At 61.5% G+C, this 2,772-nt stretch carries 6 protein-coding genes; 2 read left to right on the top strand and 4 right to left on the bottom strand.

Translation table 11 applies throughout. The features are described 5' to 3' along the window. Window positions 1–84 (top strand): acyl-CoA dehydrogenase family protein (locus VFA16_RS03850; RefSeq protein ID WP_324966539.1); only part of this gene is annotated, 84 nt, incomplete at its 5' end. Between the two features lie 459 nt (window positions 85–543). On the opposite strand, the gene VFA16_RS23745 is transcribed toward VFA16_RS03850, so the two are convergent. Next, window positions 544–804, bottom strand: a complete 261-nt coding sequence (locus VFA16_RS23745; protein WP_414687635.1) for an excalibur calcium-binding domain-containing protein — start codon at window positions 802–804, stop codon at window positions 544–546. Here VFA16_RS23745 and VFA16_RS03840 point away from each other — a divergent pair. After that, the gene (locus tag VFA16_RS03840; protein WP_324966540.1) at window positions 689–994 is read left to right on the top strand and encodes a hypothetical protein; all 306 of its coding nucleotides are present in this window, start codon (window positions 689–691) and stop codon (window positions 992–994) included. The two genes, VFA16_RS23745 and VFA16_RS03840, sit on opposite strands and share 116 nt — an antisense overlap. A gap of 493 nt (window positions 995–1,487) precedes the next feature. Here the strand turns inward: VFA16_RS03840 and VFA16_RS03835 are convergent. The 3 genes from VFA16_RS03835 to VFA16_RS23740 form a co-directional block, all read right to left on the bottom strand. Continuing rightward, window positions 1,488–2,290, bottom strand: a protein-coding gene (locus tag VFA16_RS03835) for an IS5 family transposase (RefSeq protein WP_414687634.1) whose coding sequence is annotated in 2 segments (ribosomal slippage) — window positions 1,488–1,954 and window positions 1,954–2,290 — 804 coding nt in all. Because the reading frame shifts where the segments join, the coding sequence is not laid out codon by codon here. Then, a complete protein-coding gene (locus VFA16_RS03830; protein WP_324966537.1) occupies window positions 2,265–2,501 on the bottom strand; it encodes a hypothetical protein in 237 nt (78 codons plus the stop codon). Before VFA16_RS03830 ends, VFA16_RS03835 begins: the two co-directional genes overlap by 26 nt. Before the next feature lie 122 nt (window positions 2,502–2,623). After that, window positions 2,624–2,770, bottom strand: coding sequence for an STAS domain-containing protein (locus VFA16_RS23740; RefSeq protein WP_414687633.1), 147 nt, complete (start codon window positions 2,768–2,770; stop codon window positions 2,624–2,626). Window positions 2,771–2,772: the final 2 nt, after the last annotated feature.

Genomic DNA, 2,772 nt, shown 5'->3' with positions numbered 1-2,772 from the left:
CGCGACGCGAAGATCACCCAGATCTATGAAGGCACCAACCAGATCCAACGCCTCGTCATGGCCCGCGCCCTACTCAAAGACTAAGTCAACGATCTCGATACCGCTTCGAGTCTCCGCTGAGGTTTCCCGACTACGGGCCGGGCCGGCGCTATTGGTGGGCGTCGTCCCCGTCCCGTGTGGCTCCACTCGGGATGACCCGGTCAGGCATGGACGCCCTTGTTGTCAACGCTCATTGGTGGCCTCAGGTGCCCTGTCACCGGGATGCGACAGGGCAATCCGCAACTGTTCGACGTATCGGGACGAGGTCTCCGCGACCTGCTGCGCGTGGCCCAGTGGTCTCATCTGTGATCCATCTGTCCACGTTCGCCTATGTTCATAGACATTCGGATCTATGCGTCAATGCGGGTCGTAACGTCTACGGTATTCGGCGACTATTATCCTGAATCCTGAAAATCAGAAGGTCGACGAATTCCGGCTCTACGTTTGGCTCCCATATCATAGAGGAGTAAACGCTGTTGATTTCATGAGTGTGCGGCAATGGTTTCATTCACAGGCGATACCGTCGTTGTCGCGGTCAAGCCCGGATCGATAACCAGGGTCGCCTCTGTGTAGCGGCGCGACACCAGCGGCGCGGGCGGCTGCACAGTTGGCGTAGTAAGGCGATCCGGCAGTTGATCCTGCCGAGGAGTTGGCAGTCGATCCGCCGGACGAGCTTGCTGATGAGTTGCTGGTCGATCCGGCGGACGGGCTGACGGGGGAGCTGTTGGTCGATCCGGAGGAAGAACCCCCGCGCGAGCTGGGAATCGATCCGGAAAATGAGCCGCTGGCTGGATTGGTTGGCGAGCTGCCGGCAGATCCGGTCGAAGAACTGGCGCGAGCGCCGCTGGTCGATCCGGCAGAAAAGCTGGCGGTCTGGCCTACCAGAGTGCCGCTTGTTGTTCCGAGCGGCACGGCGCTGCTCATTGGGCTCGAAATAGCCGGAGTTGCGCTGTAGGTCGTTGCGGGCGGTGGAGTCGGAGGGGAAACCGTCGATAACACGGGTGCCGACGTGGAGGTTGACGGCGACGCGTTACAGGCAGCTCCCAGCACGACAAACAGCGCGCCGACAACGCCCAGCGCTGCAAGTGACTTCTTCATGTCTTGGCTCTCCCCAGATGGTTACTGTCGGTGGCTACGGCCTGCTCATCGCTGGGACTGCCACGGTTCGTTACCGACCTGAATGGGTGATCATCCTGAAGCAAAGGGCTTAATTCCTCGTCCGATGCTTGACTTGGGCCACGAGCACCCTCGACGCCCCTGGTATGGCCCGCCACGAAAAACTGCTGCTAGTAGCGGTGGGACGTGGCAGGAGATCGTCGGGTCAGGTGATCGAAGTGTCGGGTTACAAGCTGACGGTGATGGTGTTGGAGGTTGAGCGCTGGAATTGGGTGGGGCTGGTGGGTGTGAATACCGCAGTTAGTGAGTGTGAGCCTGGCTTAGAGCGTGTCTCATTTGGCTTTGGCGAGTTTTTTGTAGCAGGTGAGCACGGCGGCGAGGGTGAGAAAGGCGCAGAACAGGTGGGCGTGGCGTTCGTAGCGGATGGTCAGCCGGCGGTAGCCGAACAGCCAGGCGATACTGCGTTCGATCACCCACCGGTGTTTGCCCAGGGTGGTGCTGGATTCGACGCCTTTGCGAGCGATGCGGGGGGTAATTCCTCGCTGACGTAGCCATCTGCGCAGTACGGTGACGTCGTAGGCCTTATCGGCGTGCAGCTTGGTGGGCCGTGCTCGTCGGGGGCCTCGCCGTGACCGGATCGCGGGGATGGCTTTGACCAGTGGTTTGAGCGCGTGATTGTCGTGGGTGTTGGCCGCGGAGACACCGACGGCTAAGGGCAATCCGGCGCGGTCGGACAGGGCGTGGATTTTTGAGCCGGCCTTGCCCCGATCCACCGGATTGGGTCCGGTCAGCGGACCCCTTTTTTGGCCCGGACACTAGCGGCGTCGACGACGGCGCGGGACCAGTCGATCAATCCGCGACTGCCTAGTTCATCCAGCACCGCATGATGCAGCCGCCGCCACAAACCGGCCCGGGTCCACTCGCTAAACCGCCGATGCGCCGTGGGCACGGTGACCCCGAAACTCGGCGGTAAATGCCGCCACGCACACCCGCTGGTCAGCACGAACACAATCGCGGTAAACACCGCCCGATCGTCAACGCGCGACATCCCACCACCCTGAGGCCGTGTCTTCGCCGCAGGGATCAACGGTTCGACTAACGCCCACAACTCATCGGGCACCAACCGACGCGACAACTCGTCCACCACGACCGGTGATCATGTAGGAAAGCACTCCATGACCCAAGTGAGACACGCTCTTAAGTGGGCTGAGGGGGCCGATGGCCACGCCGGCGATGACCGTGACTGGGATGCCGAGGTTGATGGTGCCGTCTTGAAACTGCACCGTTCCGGCGGCATTCAACAGCGTCACATTCACGATGGGAAGCACCCGTGGGCTCAAGATCATGCGATCTCCTGGCCGTCAGCCCTCAGGCACCATTGTCAGCGCCTGAAAACTACTGAGATGTATCCGGCCTGCTCGCTGGACATTTCACGATAATCGGCCAGGCACGCGCGCCCGAGCGAAGGTCATCGGCTTAGGCTCCGGAGCTTGAGTGCGGTGCCCTGGTGCGCGGCGGTGCCTCTGGCCTTGATCAATACCGACAGTCCGGCGGCGCCCATGAACGAGACTTGACTCAAGTCGATGATCAGGCATTCGGGCCGATTGGCGAGCAACG

The sequence above is a fragment of the Mycobacterium sp. genome (genome assembly GCF_035653355.1).
Classification (GTDB): domain Bacteria; phylum Actinomycetota; class Actinomycetes; order Mycobacteriales; family Mycobacteriaceae; genus Mycobacterium.
The sequence above is the reverse complement of the archived record's forward strand: the minus strand, read 5'-3'. Positions and strand labels throughout refer to the sequence as shown.